This window comes from Caballeronia sp. J97 (assembly GCF_905220305.1).
Classification (GTDB): Bacteria; Pseudomonadota; Gammaproteobacteria; order Burkholderiales; family Burkholderiaceae; genus Caballeronia.
Map to the genome: position 1 here is coordinate 1 of NZ_CAJMZL010000111.1, position 246 is coordinate 246.

The following is a 246-nucleotide window of genomic DNA, read 5'->3' on the forward strand; positions in this document are numbered from 1 at the left end:
TACCCGGGCAGATGCTCGCGGCGCTCGCCGAATCGTGGCACCGCAGATGAATCTCGCCTGCGGAATCTCCGGGGCGATCCAGCATCTGGCGGGGATGAAGGACTCCGAGGTGATCGTGGCAATCAACGAAGATTCCGAAGTACCGATCTTCAGCGTTGCCGACTACGGCCTGGAGGCCGATCTGTTCACGGTGGTGCCGGATCTGATCGAGCTGCTGTAGCGCATGACCGGCTTTCATATCGATTC

At 60.2% G+C, this 246-nt stretch carries 1 protein-coding gene; it reads left to right on the forward strand.

All coding sequences use genetic code 11. From position 1 onward, the window contains the following. Positions 1-220, forward strand: a 220-nt coding sequence (locus tag U4Y90_RS36035) for an FAD-binding protein (RefSeq protein ID WP_321801915.1), incomplete at its 5' end; no start/stop codon positions are given. Positions 221-246 lie beyond the last annotated feature (26 nt).